At 65.3% G+C, this 18240-nt stretch carries 17 protein-coding genes; 15 read left to right on the top strand and 2 right to left on the bottom strand.

What is annotated here, in order from left to right:
* Positions 1-68: 68 nt before the first annotated feature.
* Together GUY37_RS14265 and GUY37_RS14260 are read right to left on the bottom strand one after the other, a co-directional pair.
* Positions 69-326, bottom strand: a complete 258-nt coding sequence (locus tag GUY37_RS14265) for a hypothetical protein (RefSeq protein WP_166826835.1) — start codon at positions 324-326, stop codon at positions 69-71.
* The gene (locus GUY37_RS14260) at positions 323-985 is read right to left on the bottom strand and encodes a DUF1707 SHOCT-like domain-containing protein (RefSeq protein WP_166826832.1); all 663 of its coding nucleotides are present in this window, start codon (positions 983-985) and stop codon (positions 323-325) included. The genes GUY37_RS14265 and GUY37_RS14260 overlap by 4 nt, the downstream gene beginning before the upstream one ends.
* 92 nt (positions 986-1077) lie before the next feature.
* Here GUY37_RS14260 and GUY37_RS14255 point away from each other — a divergent pair, with 92 nt between their 5' ends.
* The 15 genes from GUY37_RS14255 to GUY37_RS14185 all read left to right on the top strand — a co-directional run bounded on the left by GUY37_RS14255 (position 1078) and on the right by GUY37_RS14185 (position 18154).
* Complete coding sequence (locus tag GUY37_RS14255; RefSeq protein WP_166826830.1) at positions 1078-4500, top strand: DNA polymerase III subunit gamma and tau; 3423 nt, start codon at positions 1078-1080, stop codon at positions 4498-4500.
* Complete coding sequence (gene recR / locus GUY37_RS14250; protein WP_166826828.1) at positions 4497-5102, top strand: recombination mediator RecR; 606 nt, start codon at positions 4497-4499, stop codon at positions 5100-5102. Before GUY37_RS14255 ends, recR begins: the two co-directional genes overlap by 4 nt.
* Before the next feature lie 189 nt (positions 5103-5291).
* The gene (locus GUY37_RS14245; protein WP_166826826.1) at positions 5292-5921 is read left to right on the top strand and encodes a DUF2975 domain-containing protein; all 630 of its coding nucleotides are present in this window, start codon (positions 5292-5294) and stop codon (positions 5919-5921) included.
* The gene (locus GUY37_RS14240; RefSeq protein WP_166826824.1) at positions 5921-6154 is read left to right on the top strand and encodes a helix-turn-helix domain-containing protein; all 234 of its coding nucleotides are present in this window, start codon (positions 5921-5923) and stop codon (positions 6152-6154) included. The genes GUY37_RS14245 and GUY37_RS14240 overlap by 1 nt, the downstream gene beginning before the upstream one ends.
* Positions 6155-6459: 305 nt before the next feature.
* On the top strand, positions 6460-7785 hold the full coding sequence (locus tag GUY37_RS14235) for an aspartate kinase (RefSeq protein WP_152349233.1): 1326 nt from the start codon (positions 6460-6462) through the stop codon (positions 7783-7785).
* Positions 7782-8834 carry an aspartate-semialdehyde dehydrogenase gene (locus GUY37_RS14230; protein ID WP_166826822.1) on the top strand — a complete coding sequence of 351 codons (1053 nt, stop codon included), beginning with the start codon at positions 7782-7784 and terminating at the stop codon, positions 8832-8834. The genes GUY37_RS14235 and GUY37_RS14230 overlap by 4 nt, the downstream gene beginning before the upstream one ends.
* A 298-nt stretch (positions 8835-9132) precedes the next feature.
* Positions 9133-10209, top strand: coding sequence for a metal ABC transporter solute-binding protein, Zn/Mn family (locus GUY37_RS14225; protein WP_166826816.1), 1077 nt, complete (start codon positions 9133-9135; stop codon positions 10207-10209).
* Between the two features lie 2 nt (positions 10210-10211).
* Positions 10212-11081, top strand: coding sequence for a metal ABC transporter ATP-binding protein (locus tag GUY37_RS14220; RefSeq protein WP_166826815.1), 870 nt, complete (start codon positions 10212-10214; stop codon positions 11079-11081).
* Positions 11078-11986: a metal ABC transporter permease gene (locus GUY37_RS14215; RefSeq protein WP_166826814.1), complete on the top strand. Its 909-nt coding sequence runs from the start codon at positions 11078-11080 to the stop codon at positions 11984-11986. Before GUY37_RS14220 ends, GUY37_RS14215 begins: the two co-directional genes overlap by 4 nt.
* Positions 11987-12071: 85 nt before the next feature.
* A complete protein-coding gene (locus GUY37_RS14210) occupies positions 12072-13019 on the top strand; it encodes a metallophosphoesterase (protein WP_166826812.1) in 948 nt (315 codons plus the stop codon).
* A gap of 55 nt (positions 13020-13074) precedes the next feature.
* Positions 13075-15435 (top strand): transglycosylase domain-containing protein, encoded by a 2361-nt coding sequence (locus GUY37_RS14205; RefSeq protein ID WP_166826811.1) that lies wholly within the window; start codon positions 13075-13077, stop codon positions 15433-15435.
* A gap of 279 nt (positions 15436-15714) precedes the next feature.
* The gene (locus GUY37_RS14200; protein ID WP_009883339.1) at positions 15715-15870 is read left to right on the top strand and encodes a hypothetical protein; all 156 of its coding nucleotides are present in this window, start codon (positions 15715-15717) and stop codon (positions 15868-15870) included.
* An 82-nt stretch (positions 15871-15952) separates the two neighbouring features.
* The gene (locus GUY37_RS14195) at positions 15953-16426 is read left to right on the top strand and encodes a RidA family protein (RefSeq protein WP_166826809.1); all 474 of its coding nucleotides are present in this window, start codon (positions 15953-15955) and stop codon (positions 16424-16426) included.
* A complete protein-coding gene (locus tag GUY37_RS14190; RefSeq protein ID WP_166826808.1) occupies positions 16416-17390 on the top strand; it encodes an NUDIX hydrolase in 975 nt (324 codons plus the stop codon). The genes GUY37_RS14195 and GUY37_RS14190 overlap by 11 nt, the downstream gene beginning before the upstream one ends.
* Entirely contained in the window at positions 17387-18154 is a 768-nt protein-coding gene (locus GUY37_RS14185; RefSeq protein WP_166826806.1) for an MBL fold metallo-hydrolase, read from the top strand. Before GUY37_RS14190 ends, GUY37_RS14185 begins: the two co-directional genes overlap by 4 nt.
* Positions 18155-18240: the final 86 nt, after the last annotated feature.

Here is an 18240-nt window from a genome sequence, read left to right as displayed (position 1 = left end):
GAAAGTCGATCACGGCGGGTACCGGTTTTCAAGGACGCTGGGGCCCGGAGTCCTCAGGAGGGCCGGGGTCAGTCGTGGCCGTCGGTGCTGTTCGGGCCCTCGGGGTCGGGCCGGTCCTCGGCGGGTCCGGCCCGGTCCTCAGCGGATCGGCGGTGGGACGGGTCGGTGGGGGCCGCCTCGGCGCGGGGATCGTGTTTGGGCAGATGGGAGCCGATATGCGATCCGGGAGTGTTCATCACCCGGTATACGAGGAAGGCACCGATGCTGAAGACGACGATGATGCACAGGGTGAGGAAGATGACAGCGCCGAGTCCGGGTTCCATCATTTCGCCGATCGGCGGCGGTCGAAGTAGTTCGCGAAGCGGGCCTTGAAGGAGCCCATCCCGATCGATCCGCCCACCCGCACGAGGGGCCGGCGTCCGGTCGGCACCGCGTCGACGACGGATTTCACGCTGCCCCAGGTCTTCGAGAGCTGGTCGACATTGACGGCCCAGTCATCCGGGATGACGACGGTGACCGCACCCATTCCGGCGACGATCTCGACCTCGATGACCTCGAGATCTGTCTCGACCTCGAGGAAGTTCAGTTCGATGTTCGACATCGAGGGCTCACAGCGGATGAACGGCGGTACGGCCCACCTGGCGCGGCGGACCTCGGATTCCCAGCCGGCCTTGATGACGAGCGGATCGAAGCGGTCATGGCCCTGGACTGCCATCGCACGACCGGCGGCGGGGGCGATCGCCGAGGTGGGGCGGAAGCGATCGGAGGGCAGCTCTGTGGTGAGGTCGGAGAGCACCTCGTCGAGGTCGATGGGGAACTTCGCGGATTGGACCTTCTCCATCCGCTCGTCGAGCTCGTCGACCGTGATCCGTCCGTCGCCGGCGGCTTCGCGGAGAAGCTCGATCGCCTCGTCGCGTTCCCTGTGGCCGATGCGGAAGGTCTTCGCTGGGTCGTTCTCGTCGGGGGAGGGGGTGGCTGAGCTCATGATCTCTATCGTGCCTGATCGGGAGGTCAGCGACAACGCCGGGTGGCGGGAGCGTCTTAACCGTGTCAGTCGTTGGCATTAGGCTAGGGGACGTGTCCACCGCACTGTACAGAAGATACCGCCCAGAGACCTTCGATGAGGTCATCGGTCAAGAGCATGTGACCGATCCGCTGAAGGCCGCCATCGAACGTGGCCGCATCAACCACGCCTACCTGTTCTCCGGCCCGCGCGGGTGTGGGAAGACCACCTCGGCGCGGATCCTGGCCCGGTGCCTCAACTGTGAGCAGGGGCCGACCCCGGTGCCGTGCGGGGAGTGCCCGAGCTGTCGGGACCTGGCCAACGGCGGACCCGGTTCGCTCGATGTCGTCGAGATCGACGCGGCCAGCCACAACGGTGTCGACGATGCCCGTGACCTGCGTGAACGTGCCGTCTATGCGCCCGCGCGCGATCGGTACAAGGTGTTCATCCTCGATGAGGCGCATATGGTCACCTCGCAGGGCTTCAACGCTCTGCTCAAGATCGTCGAAGAGCCGCCGCCGCATATCAAGTTCGTCTTCGCCACGACCGAGCCTGAGAAGGTCATCGGCACGATCCGTTCGCGCACCCACCACTATCCCTTCCGGCTCGTGCCGCCGGAAGCGTTGGGCAGCTATCTTGAGGAGCTGTGCACTCGTGAGGGCGTGAACGTGGCCAAGGGTGTGCTGCCGCTGGTGGTGCGGGCCGGCGGCGGATCGGTGCGTGACACGCTCTCGGTCCTCGATCAGCTCATCGCCGGTTCGGGGCCCGATGGGGTCGACTACGGTCGGGCCATCGCGCTGCTCGGATACACTCCCGATTCGCTGCTGTCCGACATCGTCGACGCGTTCTCCGCCGGTGATGGGGCCGGGGTGTACCGGGCGGTGGAGCGGGTCATCGAATCCGGTCAGGATCCGAGGCGTTTCGTCGAAGACCTGCTGGAGCGATTCCGGGATCTCATCGTCATCAATGCCGCCCCCGAGGCGGCCCACGCCTTCCTGCCCGAAGTGCCGCCGGACCGTCTCGAACGACTGACCCTCCAGGCCAACGGCTTCGGACAGGGCGAGCTCTCCCGTGCTGCGGATCTGCTGAATGTGGGCCTGACGGAGATGTCGGGCGCCACCTCGCCGAGGCTGCAGCTCGAACTCATCTGTGCCCGTATTCTGCTGCCCGGCTCCGGTCGCAGCCGTGACGCTGTGCTCAGCCGCGTCGAGCGGATGGAGCGTCGCATCGGCATGTCGGCCACGGGCGTGGCTGCGAATGTGCCGCCGGCGCAGGCTCCGGAACAGGGGCAGGCGGCCGGTCAGGGTGCTCCGGCCGCCGGGAGCGGGCAGGAGCAGGCACGTGCTGCCGACCAGGGACAGGCGAGCGGTCGGCCGTCGGTCGGTGGTCCGAGCCGCGGAGCCGGAGCGCCGGTTGCGAACGCGCCCGCCGGACAGTCCCAGACCGCCTCTCATGACGACTTCGACGACATCGCGGCCATGGCCGCAGCCGCCGAGTCGATGCTCAACGAACCGGCGGCGCAATCGGCTCAGCAGGAGCAGTCTCCTCAGCCGGCCCAGCACGAGCCTCAGGCTCAACCGGATTCGTCGTCGCAGCACGAGCCTCAGCCTCGGCCTGCACCGGCGGACTCGAAACAGCAGTCTGCTGAGGACGTTCCGGCCGCGGCTGAGCGCCCGTCGGCGCAGGATCAGCAGACGTCGTCCTCGTCCGCACCTTCGCCCGAGGCGGAGCGTGCGCCGGAAACCGAGTCGCAGCCTGTGCGAGACAATCAGCAGATGCAGGATTCTGCCGGCGCCCCATCTCCCGGCTCGGCGCCGGACACTGCGCCGGCGGGCCAGCCTCAGCGCAGGGCGGCCGAACAACAGTCCGCCCCGGCGTCGGCGTCTGCGGCGCCGGCGGGGCCAGGGAGCGTCTCGCAGTCAGAGCAGGCAGCGGCACCGGAAGCCACCTCGGTGGCGGGAACGGGTGACATCGGCGGCGAGATCGAAGCGATCCGCCGTGCCTGGCCGAGCATTCTCGCCTCGGTGGAGAAGCGCAGCCGTCTGACTCGTGCGATCATCGCGGCCAATGCGATCCCGCAGTCGTTCTCCGACGGAGTCGTCTACCTCGGCTTCAACAATGCCGGATCCGTGCAGGGATTCCAGCAGCGCGACCATGCGGCCAAACTCGCCGCGGCGATCAACGACGTCCTCGGCATTCAGGCCCGCATCGACGTCGGGGATGTCGGCCGGATCGGCGGAGGAAGTGCCGGCGGCGGCAATCAGGGCAAAGGGTCCTCGGCTCCGCCGGTGAACGGCTCCGGCGGCAACCACGGACCGGCGCCGAGCCAGCGCCGCCCGAGCCCGCAGGAAGTCGCTGCGGTCGTCGGCACCCGTGAAGTCGACAAGCCGCAGGTCGACCACGAGAAGTTCTGGGAACCCAGCGGTCCGACGCAGGGACCTTGGTCCTCCGACGACGAGGAGGGAGAACAGCCGGGTCCACCGACTGAACCCACAACAGAAGGCAGCCCATTCGGCTCTGCCGAACCGGCTGACGAGCGATCTGCCGAGACTGACCGATCCGACAGCGAAGCCGCGGACGGGAGCGCACAGCAGGGCGATGTGGTGCCCGCAAGCGAGTCGGAGTCCGCGGCTGAACCGGAAGACGACTCCTCGGCCGCTCAGGCTCTCGCGCCGGATGCGCCCGCAGACGCCTCCGGACCGAGCGTCTCCGAGCCGAGCGACTCTGAACCAGTCGGTTCGGACGTCGTTGTCCCCGACCTCTCCGACGATGACTTCTTCGGTCCACCGGCCGACGCCGGAACCGAACCGGCCGACGCCGGAACCGAACCGGCCGACGACTTCGCCCCATATGGTCCCTCCCACCAGCAGGAATCAGCGTCTGCGGCGCCGTCCCACTTGGCAGACAATTCGCCCATGGAATACGTCGAACCGCGGTGGGAAGAACCGAACTGGAACGACGGTCCCTCACCGATCGACACCTCACCGGTCGACGCCGCACCGACTGGCGCCGCCTCGACTGACATCGACGAGACGAGCGCCGGCAGCGGAGCCGTCGACGTCGGAGCCGTCGTCGTACCGCCGCCCGATGACGATCTCGACTACCCCGACCTCGCCGAGAGCCCCAGCGATTTCGGGGGAGGCGCCTTCGACCAGCCGGCACCGGCCGTGCAGTCTGCGCCGCCGGCATCGGCCCGCGGGGGAGAGACGAAGCCATTCAAATCGCGCTTCGCAGCACTCGCCGAAAAGCACGGTGTCACCACCACTCCGCCTGCCGGATCCGGATACGGATCAGCACCACAGGCCGACCCAGCGGGCGGCTCGGCACCTGGGGCCGCCTCGGCGCCGGGATCGGGCCCCTACCCGCAGAGTTCGGGATCGGATGAGGACGAGTATGATCCGGAAACGGACCTCGACGTCGCCGAAGCGCCGCAGATGGGCGTCGACGTGATCGCACGGGTCCTCGGCGGCGAAATCATTGACGAAAGAGAAGTATGAGCGCTGTATACGAAGGTGCCCTCCAGGACTTGGTCGAAGAGTTCGGCAAGCTTCCGGGCATCGGGCCGAAATCGGCCCAGCGTCTGGCGTTCCACATCCTGCAGACCGACACGCAGGACGTCAATGCTTTGGCGCAGGCACTCACCGATGTGAAGAAGCGGGTGCGGTTCTGCGAGATCTGCGGAAACGTCTCCGAGGAAGCCGAATGCACGGTGTGCCAGGATCCACGTCGTGACCGGTCGATGATCTGCGTGGTCGAAGAGCCCAAGGACGTCGTCGCCATCGAACGGACCAGGGAATACCGGGGTCTCTACCACGTCCTCGGCGGAGCCATCGACCCGATGGCCGGGGTCGGCCCCGACAATCTGCGGATCAAGGAACTCATGACCCGCCTGCAGGACGGTGAGGTCAAGGAGACCGTCATCGCCACCGACCCGAACCTCGAAGGCGAAGCCACCGCCACCTACCTCGTCCGGCTGCTCGGATCGATCGGTGTGACCGTCACCCGCCTGGCCTCGGGGCTGCCCGTCGGCGGCGACCTCGAATACGCCGACGAAGTCACCCTCGGCCGAGCATTCTCCGGCCGCCGCGAAATCGACTGACCGCCTCGGTGAGGCTCTGCGGTTTCGGCCTCTCCCGATTCCGTTCGAGGCCGTCCGGGCCGTTGACAGCACATTGATCATCGTGAAATATATTGTTTATCGATATATCGAAAAACGATATGTTTTCAACAATGGTGAGCGACGGCGGGACAGCCCGCCCGGTGCTCGCCGGGACGGAAAGGCACTGTCATGTCACCGACTGCGGAACAGAAGCCGAACGACGGGTCGCAGAAGCACAAGGCTTTCGGCACCGGCTACGAACTCTGGATCGGCTTGGCGGTCGGCTTTTATGTCATCTATGCCGTCGCTGATCTGGTCAGTCGGATGGTCCGCTCCGAGGTGGCGGTGACGGTGAACTTCTCCGATGGTGCCGCCTCCTCGCTCGATGTCGGGAACGGAGCGGCAGCGCTGTCCGGGCTGACTGAGATCATCGTTCCGACGGCCGACGTCTCGAGCGGGGCAGTGGTGCTTGTGATCATCGCCGAAATCGCCCTCATTCTCACAGCGCTGGCGGCCGCGATCTCCCTCGTGCCTGTCATCCGCGACATCGCGGCAGGCACACCTTTCACGCCTCGGGCCTCTCGTGCATTCGTGGCGTTCGAGTGGATCGTGGCGGTCGGGTGGATCGTCCACTTCATCACCATGGTTCCCGGCGGCAACTGGATCTCCGCCGACATCGGCATCGCCGATGATGTGGGGCCGGGAATCACCGTCGTGCAGGCGTTCTGCGTTCTCGGGATCGTCGGCGGCGCCGAACTGCTGCGGCGATGCTTCAGGTCCGGACGCGCGTCTCAAGAAGAGCTCGAAGGGCTCGTGTGATGGTCGAGGAATTCGACGCCTCCCGGGTCATCTGCCACCTCGACAGTCTGCTGACCCGGCGGGACATGAGTCTGACCGAGCTGTCGAAGCGCGTCGGCGTCTCGCTCGCGAACCTCTCGGTGCTCAAGAACAATCGAGCGAAGGCGGTGCGCTACTCCACCCTCATCGCTCTGTGCGAGGTCCTCGACTGCCAGCCCGGCGACCTCTTCACCGTGGAGCGAAGGCCGGACTGAGCGCACACCGGCGGGTCCATTTATAACGATTTCTGAGCATGGGCTGAACACCGGTTGACCAACCTCCGCCTCGCCCGCGAGCACAGTCAACGCTCGGGTCGGCGGGGGTGGGCATTCGACCCGGTCAGCGGGTGTCTGAATGACGGGCGAAGGTGAACCGGAATGACGTACCTCATACAATGGTTCAGGTGCCGGGAGCCCGACACGGCTGAAATCCTGATCGATGCAGCACGAGACCTCCATGTTTGGAACCATGGAATCGATCGCCTGGCACGGAACTTATCAGCGATAAGGAAGATACTGCAGTGAGCATAGTCGTCCAGAAGTTCGGTGGGTCCTCGGTAGCCGATGCGGAATCGGTCAAGCGAGTGGCCAAACGAATTGTCGAGTACCGTCAAGCCGGTCACGAAGTAGTTGTCGTGGTGTCGGCCATGGGTGACAGTACCGATGATCTCATCGACTTGGCCCAACAGGTTTCCCCCATGCCACCCGCCCGCGAGCTCGATATGCTGCTGACCGCCGGTGAGCGCATCTCGATGGCGGTCCTGGCCATGGCGATCGCCAACCTCGGCTTCGAAGCCCAGTCCTTCACCGGTTCGCAGGCCGGAGTCATCACCGATGAGCAGTTCGGCAAGGCCCGTATCATCGACGTCACTCCCGGCCGCATCCGGTCCTCCCTCGACGAGGGGTACGTCGCCATCGTCGCCGGATTCCAGGGTGTGAGCCAGACCGCGAAGAACATCACCACACTCGGCCGCGGCGGCTCCGACACCACGGCCGTGGCACTGGCCGCATCACTCGACGCCGATGTGTGCGAGATCTACACCGACGTCGACGGCGTCTTCACCGCCGACCCGCGAATCGTGCCCTCGGCACGCAAGATCGATGAGATCGGCTACGAAGAGATGATGGAGATGGCCGCCTCGGGCGCCAAGGTCCTCATGCTCCGCTGTGTCGAATACGCCCGCCGCTACAACGTGCCGGTGCACGTGCGGTCCTCATTCTCTCGCAACCAAGGAACCTGGGTGACCGATTCACCCATCCCCGAAGCCTTCCGCCGAGGCCGGGGATCATCGACCCCGGCAGCGGAACCAGAAACGGAGTCCACCATGGAACAGGCAATCATCTCCGGCGTCGCCCACGACCGCTCGGAAGCCAAGGTCACGATCGTCGGTGTTCCCGATGTCCCCGGCAAAGCCGCTGAGATCTTCAAGACTCTGGCCAAGCAGGAAGCCAACATCGACATGATCGTCCAGAACATCTCCACCCGCGAGCCGGGCAAGACGGACATCTCCTTCACCCTGCCCATGGACGACGGCGCCAAGGCGCTTGAGGCCCTCGACGCGGTGAAGACCGAGATCGGCTTCGACCAGGTCCGCTACGACGACCAGATCGGCAAACTCTCTGTGGTCGGCGCCGGAATGCGGTCCCACCCGGGCGTGACCGCGACCCTGTTCGAGGCGCTCAGCGAAGCCCAAGTCAACATCGATATGATCTCCACCTCGGAGATCCGCATCAGCGTCGTCACCCGAGCGGACCTGCTCGACGACGCGGTCCGTGCCGCTCATGCCGCCTACGGACTCGACAGTGAAGACAACGAAGCAGTGGTGTACGGAGGTACCGGACGATGAGCGCCAATATCGGAGTAGTCGGAGCGACCGGCCAGGTCGGAGGCGTCATGCTCGACCTCCTGGCCGATGATCCCGGATTCGAGATCGGGACCATGAGGCTCTTCGCCTCGGCCCGTTCCGCCGGGAAGACCATCGACTTCAAGGGTCAGTCCATCACCATCGAAGATGCCGCTGAGGCGGATCCGAGCGGACTCGACATCGCACTGTTCTCCGCCGGCGGAGCCACCTCGAAGGCGCAGGCCGAGCGATTCGCTGCAGCCGGAGTCACCGTCGTCGACAACTCTTCGGCCTGGCGGTCGGACCCGGAGGTCCCGCTCGTCGTCAGTGAGGTCAACCCCGAGGCGCTCGACGCGGTGGCCAAAGGCATCATCGCGAATCCGAACTGCACGACCATGGCTGCCATGCCCGTGCTCAAGGCTCTTCACGCGAAGGCCGGGCTGGCCCGCCTCATCGTGTCCACCTACCAGGCTGTGTCCGGTTCGGGACTGTCCGGAGTCGAGGAACTCGCCGGGCAGCTCGAAGCCGGCATTCCCGATGCCCGCAAGCTCACCACCGACGGCAACGCGGTGAGCCTGCCGGAACCGAACAACTACGTCGAACCGATTGCGTTCAACGTCCTGCCGATGGCCGGAGCGGTCGTCGACGACGGGCAGAACGAAACCGATGAAGAGAAGAAGCTGCGCAACGAGAGCCGGAAGATCCTCGGCCTGCCTGACCTCCTGGTCGCAGGCACCTGTGTGCGCGTGCCCGTCTTCACCGGACACAGCCTGAGCATCCACGCCGAGTTCGACTCCGAGATCAGCCCCGAACAGGCGGCTGAGATCCTCGGCGAGGCTCCCGGCGTCGTCCTCGACGAGGTCCCGACCCCGCTCAAGGCGGCGGGAAAGAATGCGAGCTACGTCGGTCGCATCCGCGCCGACCAGTCGGCGCCGGCCGGCAAGGGCCTCGTCCTCTTCGTCGCCAACGACAATCTGCGCAAGGGTGCAGCACTCAACACAGTGCAGATCGCCGCCCTGCTGGCCGCCAAGCTCGAAGCGAAGGCCGCCTGAGCTGCGGTTGCCGCATGATGAACCGCCCGAGAGGAGACTCCCGGGCGGTTCTGCGTTTCGCGAGAGCAGACTGAGGTCGCTCAGGTAGCACGAAACTCGAAAAGCACGTCACCGGCGACGCGCTTTTCGAGCTTCGCGTTACTTGAGAGGGGGCGGGGAGCAGGTGCGGGCGAGACTTCGCACCGCCCGCCACATATAAAAGCGTTGCTATATATAAATATTTATATTAGTGCCGGGCCTCTGATCTGAGTATCGTCGACGATGTTGTTCGATCCTCACTGCCTTAGAAAGGCTCCTCATGACCTCGTCGCGAATTCTTCTCACCAGCGCTGCCATCGCCTCCTCGACGGCGTTGGTCCTCAGCGGCTGCGGGGGACAGGACTCCGAAGCCGACACCGGGGCTCTGCGCGTGGTGACCTCGACAAACGTCTACGCCGATATCGTCTCCCAGGTCGCCGGCGACTTCGCCGAGGTGAGTCCGATCATCGATGACCCGAACCAGGATCCTCACTCCTACGAAGCGACCACGCAGGATCGCCTCAAACTGTCGAAGGCCGACCTCCTCGTACAGAACGGCGGCGGCTACGACGCATTCATGACCGCGATGCTCGACGCCTCCGGTGCCGAAGTCGACACCATCGATACCGTCTCGATCTCCGGGCTGCCCGGCTCGGAGGGCCTCGGCAACGAACCCCACGACCATGATCACGGCGACGGACATGACGAGGAAGAAGCCCACGGTGGTGGGCACACTCACGACGGTGAGGATGAGGACGCCCATGACCATGAGCACGCCGATGAAGGCCATGACGAAGAGGACCACGAAGGCCACGACCACGGCTCATTCAACGAACACCTGTGGTACTCGGTCCCGACGATGACGAAACTCGTCGACGAGGCGGCGAGCCACCTCGGCGAGGCCCTGCCCGAACATCAGGGCGAGTTCGAGGCGAACGCGAAGGAATACAAAGCGGAGCTGACTGCGCTGCAGGACGATATCGATGCGGTGAAGAAGGAGCACGGCGGGGAGAAGGTCGCGGCGACAGAACCCGTTCCGCTGTGGCTGTTTGCCGATATGGGGCTGGAGAACATCACCTCCGAGGAGTTCCTCGCCGCTGTCGAAGAGGGCAATGATGTGCCGCCGCTGGTGCTCAAGGCTGCGGAGAAACAGATCTCCGACGGGGATGCCGTGCTGCTTGGATACAATACTCAAGCGGCAGGTCCGCAGGCAGAGGCCTTGAAGTCCACGGCCGATGACTCCGATGTCTCCGTCGTCGACCTCGCCGAGACCATGCCTTCGGGAACGCACTACGCCGACTGGATGGGTGGCTACATCACCGAAATCTCAACCGCACTCGAAGGGCACAAGCACTGACTATGGCCAAGGAATCCGACGCTTCCGCACGGGCAACACCACGGGAGCCGGTGATTCGACTGCGCGACGCCGAACTGCGGTTCGGCCCGCGAGTGCTCTGGCACGATCTCGACCTCGACATCGCGCCGGGGGAGTTCCTCGCCGTGCTCGGACCCAACGGCACCGGCAAGACCTCCCTGCTCAAGGTGCTGCTCGGGCAGAATACGCTGTCGGCCGGAACCGCCGAGGTCAGCGGTCGGGGAGTGCACAAGGGGAACCCGGCCATCGGCTACATTCCCCAGCAGCGCGGAATCGACCCGCACACCCCGATGCGCGGCCGCGATCTCGTGCGCATGGGCATCGACGGGCACCGGTGGGGGATGGGTCTGCTGTCCCGGGGGCGGAAGAAGAAGGTCGAGGAGCTCTTGGCCTCCGTCGGTGCCACCGACTATGCCGACGCTCCTGCCGGCACGGTCTCCGGCGGTGAACTGCAGCGGCTGCGTGTGGCCCAATCCCTGGCCAACGATCCCACGGTGCTGCTCTGCGACGAACCTCTGCTCTCACTCGACCTGCACCATCAGCAGGTGGTGGCCGCACTTCTGCACGAACAGCGCGTCAAACGCGATGCCGCCGTCGTCTTCGTCACCCACGAGATCAACCCGATCCTGCCGTATGTCGACCGGGTCCTCTACATCGTCGGCGGACACTTCCTCGTCGGCACCCCCGCCGAAGTCATGACCACCGAATCGCTGACCCGCCTCTACGGCTCCCCGGTCGAAGTGGTCCGCGTCGGCGGCCGCCTCGTCGTCGTCGGCGGTGAAGAGGAATGCGTTGACCACCACGACCTGCCCGATGACTCCTTCGACCTCGACGGGACGGTGGTGAACCGATGAGCCTCTCCGAGATCTTTGCCAACCTCTTCACCTTCGAGGACTACGGCGAACTGGTCGCGCTGCTGGCCAACTCTCTGATCGCCGCTGCGCTCTTGGGCGTCGTCGGAGGACTCATCAGCGTCTTCGTCATGGCCCGGGACATTCCCTTCGCCGTCCACGGAGTCTCCGAACTCTCCTTCGCCGGTGCCGCATTTGCGCTGCTCATCGGCTTCGACGTCGTCGCGGGGTCGATCGTCGGCTCCATCGTCGCCGCTCTCATCATCGGCATCGGCGGGGCCAAGGATTCGGAGAAGAACGCGATCATCGGCGTGCTCATGCCCTTCGGCCTGGGCTTGGCGATCCTGTTCCTCGCCCTCTACGATGGGCGGGCGGCAAGCAAATTCGGGCTGCTCACCGGCCAGATCGTCGCCATCACCCCAGGCCAGATCCTCACTCTCATCGTCTGCGCCCTCGCCGTGCTCGTGGTCTTGGCGATCGTGTGGCGTCCGCTCATGTTCTCCAGCCTCGACCCGGAGGTGGCCCGGGCCAAGGGTGTGCCGATCAACGTGCTCACCATCGTCTTCATGCTCACCCTCGGACTCGCCGTGGCGCTGAGCGTGCAGGTCGTCGGGGTTCTCCTCGTCCTCGCGCTGCTCATCACTCCGGCCGCCGCGGCGACTCAGCTCTCGGCCTCGCCGGTGTGGGTACCGGTGCTCAGCGTGATCTTCGCAGTCACCGCCTCGGTCGGGGGCATCCTCATCGCGCTGGGTTCGCCGGTGGTGCCGATCAGCCCGTTCGTCACGACGATCTCGTTCCTCATCTACGTCATCTGCCGCCTCGTGGGAGGCCGCCGGATGAAGTCCCTGCACCGTCGCCGCGCCCACCGCGCCGCAAAAGAGCACAACACCCCCGTCCCCACCTCCTGATTGCTACCTGACGGCGGCCCAGCAACCTCGCGCAAGGTTGCTGGGCCGCCGTCAGGTAGTTCTGGGAGCGGATAGAGTTGGGGGAATGAAGAAGCGCGCACTCCTCGCCGGTGCTCTTGCCGTCCCCGCGGCCGCCGGAATCTGGGGCGCGGTCATCGAACCGCACCTCTTCGCCATCCGCCGCCACACCCTGCCGATCCTGCCGGTCGGAGCCGACTCCATCCGGATCCTCCACGCCGCCGACCTGCACCTGGCGCCCTGGCAGAAGCACCGTGCCTCCTGGGTCAAAGCACTCACCCGCCTCGAACCCGACCTCGTCGTCAACACCGGCGACAACCTCTCAGCCGACATTGTGCCGAGCGTCCTCGATGTCTTCTCCGGTCTGCTCGACACCCCCGGTGTATTCGTCCTCGGATCGAATGATTTCTTCTCCCCGCAGGCGAAGAATCCCGCGAAATATCTGCGCTCACCCTCTGAGGTCAAACATCGGGTGGACCCGGACCTCGACGTCAAAGCCCTCATCCGCGGATTCGAAGAACCGGCGTCCGCTTCAGACGCCGCTGCCGGAGGGCAGGGATGGCACTTCCTCGACAACACCGAGGCGACCCTGACGATCAAGGGCACACGCATCCACTTCTCGGGGCTCGGCGACGCCCATATCGACCGTGACCGGATCCGCTGGAGTGGGAGAGACCCAGGCGAGGGCGAACTCGAGCATCCGCGGTTCGACCCCGACGCCGGTCTCAAGGTGGGCGTGACGCACGCCCCGTATTCTCGGACCTTGGAGGCGTTCGCCTCGGCGGGGGCGGACCTCATCATGGCCGGGCATACACACGGCGGACAGATCCGTGTGCCCTTCTGGGGCGCACCGGTGACGAACTGCGACCTCGATCGGACACGCGCACGAGGAGTTTTCCCCTACCGGCAGAGCCTCGTCGCGATCTCCGCAGGACTCGGGTTCTCGCCGTACTCACCAGTGCGTTTCGCCTGCCGACCGGAGGTCAGTCTCGTGGAACTCGTCGCAAAGGGCTAGTCCGTTCAGCGGTTTCTGAAGATTTGCACAAGGCGAATTCGTTAAACTGGCCAGCATGGTGTCTCCTGAGTCAAACGCCCCTCCCACCAAAATGGGCGCGTTCATGCAGTTCGTGGCCGTCAGTGCGGTGGCGGGCATCGTCGCCGCCGGTCTAGCCATCCCCGGAGTCGGCGTAGCCACAGCCAGTGCGAACAGTGCCGTCGAGATCTTCGATTCTCTTCCCGCCACCTTGGAGATCAAGGACCTGGGCGAGAAGTCGACGATGCTTGCCTCCGACGGTTCCGAGATCGCGGAGTTCTACTGGCAGAACCGTCAGGAGGTGCCGCTGGACAAGATCTCGCAGGACATGCAGAACGCGACGATCGCCGTCGAGGACTACCGGTACTTCGAACACGGCGGAGTCGACATCGAGGGCATCGCCCGTGCAGCGGTGCACAACATGGTGTCCTCGACGACTCAGGGCGGATCGACGCTGACGCAGCAGTACGTGAAGAACGTGCTGGCAGAGAACGCGCACGCCGAGGAGAACGAAGAAGGCGTCGCAGCGGCGAAGGAATCCGAAGGCACCGCCGGTTATGCGCGTAAGCTGCGCGAGGCCAAGCTCGCTGTCGCGGTTGAGAAGAAGTACGACAAGAAGGAAATCCTCAACCGCTATATGAACATCAACAACTATTCGGGCTCCCCGAACGTCTACGGCGTCGAAGCTGCCGCCTACCGGTACTGGGGAATCCACGCCAAAGACCTCAACATCCAGCAGTCGGCGATGCTCGCCGGAATCGTTCAGAACCCCTCGGCATTCAACCCCCAGCGGTTCCCCGATCAGGTCCTCAAACGTCGCAACACCGTGCTCGGGCAGATGCTCAAGTACGATCACATCACGCAGAAGGAATACGACAAGGCGGTCAAAACCGACCTCGATCTCGATCTGCACGAGACGCCGAACGGCTGCACTGCGGCCAAGAGCCAGGCGGAGTTCTTCTGCAACTACGTCCAGAACGTCATCATGAATGACGAGACCTTCGGGGAAACGGCCGACGAGCGACTCGCTTTCCTCCAACGAGGCGGACTGACGATCAAGACCAGCCTCAACCCCGATATTCAGAAGATCGCCGACAAAGAGGTCAAGAAGCGCGTCCCCGTCGGTGATCCCTCCGGTGCCGGTCACGCCCTAGTGACGATCGAACCCGGCACGGGCGAGGTCATAGCGATGGCGGAGAACCGCGAATACACCGCCGGTGACGTCAAGAAGAAGGACAAGAACAAGAAGACCTCGATCAACTACACCGTCGACAAGAAGCACAACGGCGGCGGCGGATTCCAGGTCGGATCGACATGGAAGCCCTTCGTGCTGACGGCCTGGCTGAAGGAAGGCAAGAGCCTCAACACCACCGTCAATGCCACGAAACGCAACTTCCCGGCCAGCTCCTGGAAGTACGACGGCTGCCCGAGCATGGCCGGAGACTGGGACCCGAACAACGCCGGAGACGGTGAAGGCAGGGGCTCGATGACCGCACTCGAGGCGACGAAGAAATCCGTCAACACGGGTTATGCGGCCATGGGCAACCAGATGAACATGTGCGACATCCTGGACACTGCGATGGATCTGGGCATCCGCTACGGCAGCGGTGAGAGGCTGGACTACGAAGACAAGTCCGGCTTCATTCAGGCGCTCTCGCCCTCCTCGATCCTCGGTACGACGGAGACCACCCCGATCGCCATGGCCGCGGCGTTTGCGACCTTCGCAAATGAAGGTGAGTTCTGCGGGCCGAAGCCGATCACCGAGATCAAGGATCGCAACGGCAAGAAGCTTGATCTTCCGGGTGAAGGCTGCAAACGAGTACTCTCCAAAGAAGTGGCCAAGGGGGTCGCCTACGCACTTACGCAGACCTTCAACGGCGGCACTACCAGTCAGCTGAAGATCGGGGTCCCGGCCGGTGCGAAGACCGGTACGACGAACTTCGAAGTCGGTCACACTTGGCTGCTCGGCTTCACGAAGACGCTGTCGACGGCAGTCTGGACCGGTGATCCGGGCGGTACTCGCGACTGGCGCACGAATGGCGCGGGCGCCGTCCGCGGCCACGTCTACGGTGCGACCATCTCCGGTAAGACCTGGCAGTCGTACATGAGCCAGGCGGTCAAGGAGACCAAGGGCAACACCGGCTTCCCCAAGCCCAGCAGCAAGTACTTCTCCGGAGGCGGCTCCGGCGGTGGCGGCGGTTCCTCCACCGGCGGCGGAGGCGGCAACGGCGGCACCGGCGGCGGCAACGGCGGAGGCGGCAACGGCGGCGGTGGCGGCGGCAACTCCGGCAACAGCGGTGCCGGCGGCAACAGCGGTGGCGGCGGTGACGGCGGCGACGGCGGTGACGGCGACGGCGGCAACGGCGGAGGCGAGGCCCCGGGCCTCGGCGGCAACTGAGCCGATGAAGTGCCGGTCGTGACCGGCGGCTGGAACCCACCGGACATCGGGCCGGTGAAGGCGGGGAGAGCCAGAGCCTCCCCGCCTTCGCTGTCCTCTCGACCGACGGCACTGCAAGCCGAATCCCAGCGGACCGGCAGTCACGGAACGCAGGTGCCCAGCTTGCCCGGTCTGGGCTAGTGTGGGGAGCGGACCAGCGTCGTCGACCACATCAGGAGAACCCGGCACACCGGATCACCCCGGACAGCCTCGGCGACGCACCTTCAACCGAGGAGAATCATGACCAAGTGGGAATACGTCACCGTGCCGCTCATCGTCCATGCGACGAAGCAGATCCTCGACCAGTGGGGTGAGGACGGATACGAACTCGTGCAGGTCGTTCCCGGCCCGGACAACAACGGACTCGTGGCCTACCTCAAACGTCCGAAGGAATGACCAGAATCCGGCACCGAGGCGGCTGCTGACCATCCCCGCACCGCCGTCATCCTCCTGACCACCTACGTCGAAAAGAGCAATCATGTCGAAGACCCTTGAGCGTCTCGCCGAACTCGGCCTCGAACTGCCCGAGATCGCCACACCAGCCGGTGCCTACGTTCCCGCACTGCGCACCGGTGACTACGTCTACACCTCCGGCCAGCTGCCCGTCGTCGACGGCAAGTTGCCCGCCACCGGACACCTGGGCACGGACGTCGACCTCGACATCGGCTACCAGCTGGCCCGCACCGCCGGGCTCAACGCCCTGGCCGCGATCGCCGGAGTCATCGGCGACCTCGACAATGTCGTGCGTGTCGTCAAGGTCACCGGCTTCGTCAACTCCGCCGACGACTTCACCCAGCAACCGGCCGTCATCAACGGCGTATCCGAACTCTTCGGTGAGATCTTCGGCGACCGTGGGCAGCACGCCCGCAGCGCCATCGGCGTGAACACCCTGCCGCTGGGCACTCCCGTCGAGGTCGAGGTCATCGTCGAGGTCTCAGGCGATGCCGCTTAGCGGACGCACTCTTCCCGTCTCGTCGGAACTGCGGTGGTTGCTCGACCACTGGCAGTCCGACGGACGGTGGCCCGTCCCCGAAGCCCCACGTCCCACCTCGGCGATCGTGCTGATCCGGGACTCTGCGGACGGGCTGGAACTCTTCATCACCCGGCAACTCGACGCCCGCGGCGTCGAGGACCGCAACCGGTGGGCATTTCCCACCAGCAGCCTGCGCCCGGGTGATGTGCGGAAGCTGCCCCTGGCGGGATGGAATTCGGCCCGGTGCGCACGCGCGCTGAGCATCGAGAACAAATCCCGTGCCCTGCACCACTTCTCCGCGGCCGCCCGCATCACCTTCGCCGCCACCGGAATCCTGCTCGCCGAGGATGTCGACCGAGAGGTCGTGGCCACACCGCAGACGGACTGGCACACCACCCGATCGAGGCTGTTCTCGAACGAAGTGTCCTGGTCGCAGGTCCTGCGCGACCGTGACCTGCGACTGCGCCCCGACCTGTGCAAACCGTGGCTGCGCTGGATCAACACACCCACCCAGCTGCACCGATTCGACACCACGTACTTCATCGCCACCGTGCCCTTCGGGCAGGAAGTCGACTTCCTGTCACCGAACGAGACCTCGGCCGGGTGGAAACGCCCCGGGCAGATCCTCGCCGAGGTGGGAGGCGACCCCGATCGCATCGGCGCGGCCGCCCGCCTCATCGTCGAAAGCCTCGCCGAGGTCCCGACCGTGGGCGCGGCCATGGCGCAGATCCGCAACGTCCACCCGCTGCGTCCGGAGATCATCGACGACGACGGCGTTTGGAAAGTCGTCATCCACACGGGCAAGGACCCCCACAGCAAAGGCAGCCTGCGCGACCGTGCGGTCGCCGTCGGCGAGACCGACAACGACCAGAGCCCCGGCTTCCTGACATTCGGCGGTGACGACGATGACGAAACGACAGACGAGGAGAACGACGACTCATGAGAATCCGTGCGAACAATCCGGGCCCGATGACCCTGACCGGAACGAACACCTACGTGCTCACCAGCCAGGATGACAATTCTGCGGTCGTCATCGACCCCGGCCCGGAGACGGCCGACCACCGTCAGGCCTTCCTCGCCGAGGTGGCCGACCGTGACCTGACAGCGGTCGTTCTCACCCACCAACACGCCGACCATTCCGAGATGCTCGGAAGCATCGACCAGTGGGCACCCGAAGTGCCCGTGTACGCCGTGCTCGAACGCTTCGCCCGCCACACCGAACCGGTGGCAGACGGCGACGAGATCGCCTTCGGCACCACCCCGGCCGACGTTCTGCGCGTCATCGCCACCCCGGGCCACACGAGCGACAGCATCAGCCTCATCCACGCCGGAACTCTCTACAGCGGCGACACGATCCTGGGGGAGGGGACGACGATCGTCACTCACCCGGAAGGATCCCTGCGCGACTACCTGAACTCCCTCGACCGGCTGAAGGAGCTGCTCGACGACGGTGAGTTCGCAGTCATCGAGCCGGCCCACGGTGAGCGCATCGACGCCCCCGCCGAGGTGATCGACTACTACCGCTCCCACCGACTCGAACGCATCGAGCAGGTCAAGGCGGCATTGGAGCAGGGGGCGAGCACGGCCGCGGAGGTGTGCGACATCGTCTATCACGACGTCGACCCGAGCGTGCGGTCGGCGGCCGAACAGATCGTCAAGGCCCAGCTGGCCTACCTCGACGCTCTGCCCGGCGCCGACGACGCCTGAGCGGCATCGGCCTTCACCTCCCGGCAAGCGTCCAGGGCTTTGAAGCGCGCATGAAAGACGCCCCAGCCAAATCGGCTGGGGCGTCT

Origin of the sequence: Brevibacterium limosum (assembly GCF_011617705.1) — a bacterium.
GTDB classification, from domain to species: Bacteria; Actinomycetota; Actinomycetes; order Actinomycetales; family Brevibacteriaceae; genus Brevibacterium; species Brevibacterium limosum.
The sequence above is the reverse complement of the archived record's forward strand: the minus strand, read 5'-3'. Positions and strand labels throughout refer to the sequence as shown.

What these genes read in the sequence shown, in the direction of transcription:
- GUY37_RS14230 (WP_166826822.1), top strand. Translation starts at nt 7,782, where the DNA reads ATGAGCGCCAATATCGGAGTAGTCGGAGCGACCGGCCAGGTCGGAGGC.
- GUY37_RS14245 (WP_166826826.1), top strand. Translation starts at nt 5,292, where the DNA reads ATGTCACCGACTGCGGAACAGAAGCCGAACGACGGGTCGCAGAAGCAC.
- recR (WP_166826828.1), top strand. Translation starts at nt 4,497, where the DNA reads ATGAGCGCTGTATACGAAGGTGCCCTCCAGGACTTGGTCGAAGAGTTC.
- GUY37_RS14190 (WP_166826808.1), top strand. Translation starts at nt 16,416, where the DNA reads ATGCCGCTTAGCGGACGCACTCTTCCCGTCTCGTCGGAACTGCGGTGG.
- GUY37_RS14225 (WP_166826816.1), top strand. Translation starts at nt 9,133, where the DNA reads ATGACCTCGTCGCGAATTCTTCTCACCAGCGCTGCCATCGCCTCCTCG.
- GUY37_RS14210 (WP_166826812.1), top strand. Translation starts at nt 12,072, where the DNA reads ATGAAGAAGCGCGCACTCCTCGCCGGTGCTCTTGCCGTCCCCGCGGCC.
- GUY37_RS14220 (WP_166826815.1), top strand. Translation starts at nt 10,212, where the DNA reads ATGGCCAAGGAATCCGACGCTTCCGCACGGGCAACACCACGGGAGCCG.
- GUY37_RS14185 (WP_166826806.1), top strand. Translation starts at nt 17,387, where the DNA reads ATGAGAATCCGTGCGAACAATCCGGGCCCGATGACCCTGACCGGAACG.
- GUY37_RS14205 (WP_166826811.1), top strand. Translation starts at nt 13,075, where the DNA reads ATGGTGTCTCCTGAGTCAAACGCCCCTCCCACCAAAATGGGCGCGTTC.
- GUY37_RS14200 (WP_009883339.1), top strand. Translation starts at nt 15,715, where the DNA reads ATGACCAAGTGGGAATACGTCACCGTGCCGCTCATCGTCCATGCGACG.
- GUY37_RS14195 (WP_166826809.1), top strand. Translation starts at nt 15,953, where the DNA reads ATGTCGAAGACCCTTGAGCGTCTCGCCGAACTCGGCCTCGAACTGCCC.
- GUY37_RS14215 (WP_166826814.1), top strand. Translation starts at nt 11,078, where the DNA reads ATGAGCCTCTCCGAGATCTTTGCCAACCTCTTCACCTTCGAGGACTAC.
- GUY37_RS14265 (WP_166826835.1), bottom strand. Translation starts at nt 326, where the DNA reads ATGATGGAACCCGGACTCGGCGCTGTCATCTTCCTCACCCTGTGCATC.
- GUY37_RS14260 (WP_166826832.1), bottom strand. Translation starts at nt 985, where the DNA reads ATGAGCTCAGCCACCCCCTCCCCCGACGAGAACGACCCAGCGAAGACC.
- GUY37_RS14240 (WP_166826824.1), top strand. Translation starts at nt 5,921, where the DNA reads ATGGTCGAGGAATTCGACGCCTCCCGGGTCATCTGCCACCTCGACAGT.